Origin of the sequence: Paenibacillus sp. YIM B09110 (assembly GCF_037167145.1) — a bacterium.
Lineage (GTDB): Bacteria > Bacillota > Bacilli > Paenibacillales > Paenibacillaceae > Pristimantibacillus.
In genome coordinates, this window is sequence record NZ_JBANSP010000058.1 from 1 (window position 1) to 1,649 (window position 1,649).

Annotated in this window: 1 protein-coding gene; it reads left to right on the forward strand. The window is 45.3% G+C overall.

What is annotated here, in order from left to right:
- The first annotated feature begins 160 nt into the window (after positions 1–160).
- Entirely contained in the window at positions 161–1,483 is a 1,323-nt protein-coding gene (locus V8F51_RS31425) for an IS4 family transposase (RefSeq protein WP_337104444.1), read from the forward strand.
- Positions 1,484–1,649: the final 166 nt, after the last annotated feature.

The window sequence follows — 1,649 nt, forward strand, 5'->3', positions numbered from 1 at the left end:
CAATGTCATTAAGTTAAGGCGAAGAGCCGAAGTTAAGGAAAGAGCAGGTTATCGAAAAGATAACTTGCTCTTTTTCTTGCGCGAAAATGGAAAATAGATCTTGACAAGCAATTGAAAATGTGTGGCGTAGCCCCTTGAAAAAAACGAGGAGGTTACGCCGATGGACGAGTACGCACATTCGCTTAAAACTAAGCTGACATCGCTCATACGAGAAATGGCAGCCTATCCAGCGCCTTTTGTCAAAAACCCTGAAAAAGATTTTACCCGCAAGAAAAAGCTGCCCTTCGAAACGGTCATGCAACTTCTAATCTCAATGGGTGGTAACAGCATCTATAAGGAACTCTTGGAGTCGCAGGGCTATGATGTAAACACCGCAACCACTTCTGCTTTTGTCCAACAGCGCAATAAAATCCTGCCGTCTGCTGTGGAATTCTTGTTTCACGCCTTTACGCAATCGTATACGGATATCAAGGACTACCGAGGGTATCGATTACTTGCCATTGACGGTTCGGATTTGCATATCGCAACGGACTCTGCGGCCACGGACACCTATTTTCAAAGTCAAAAGAATTCCAAAGGCTATAACCTGTTGCATTTGAACGCAGCCTACGACCTCTGCAACAGACTGTATGTGGATGCTATTGTTCAGCCACGAAGGCTGAGCAACGAAGGACGGGCACTGGCGGAAATGGTTGATCGATCCCCCATCAAGGGCAAAACCATTGCGATTGCCGATCGCGGTTATGAAAGTTACAACAACTTTGCGCATCTCGAACGCAAAGGGTGGAATTATGTCATACGGGTAAAGGATTTGAATTCCAGTGGTATTCTATCGGGCTTGCGGTTGCCCTCTGGCGGAGAGTTTGATCGAGACTTTCATCTGACACTCACTAAAAAACAAACCAAAGAAGTCAAAACTCATCCTGAGATATACAGGTTCGTTCCTTCCCATTCTACATTCGATTTTTTGGATTTGCGGGAGAACTTGTTTTACCCGATTTCTTTCCGGGTTGTACGTTTTGTTTTGCCGAACGGCACTTATGAAACCGTCATTACGAACCTATCTGCTGCTGAGTTCCCACCCGATGAACTCAAGTCTATCTATAACATGCGTTGGGGCATTGAAACCTCTTTCCGAGCATTAAAGTACACCGTCGGTCTGACGAGTTTTCACGCAAAGAAACAGGAGTCCATCGCCCAAGAGGTGTTCGCAAGAATGATCCTCTACAATTTCGCAGAAATGATGACCTCGCACGTCGTCATTTCGCAAATGGATAAACGGTATGCCTACCAGGTCAATTTCACGGTAGCCGTTCATGTTTGTAGACATTTCCTGCGCTCTCGAAGCGATAGACCCCCGCCCGATGTCGAAGCACTGATTCGCAAAAACATTCTGCCGATTCGACCCATCCGCCCCGGACAGCAGAATACGCGCAAAATCCGTTGGAAATCAGTCGTTAGCTTCGTATACAGAGTAGCATAGTTCGTTTCATATGAACATTTTTAAAGCGGATATTTCATCCGTTCTGTTTGCTATGCGCTTTTTCCTTGATTGTACAAAAAAACAAACGGCAAAGGAGGTTCCCCATGCCGTTTCGGATTACATTCATATTCCTGATCTTGTCTTAGAGGTTATCTTAATGACATTG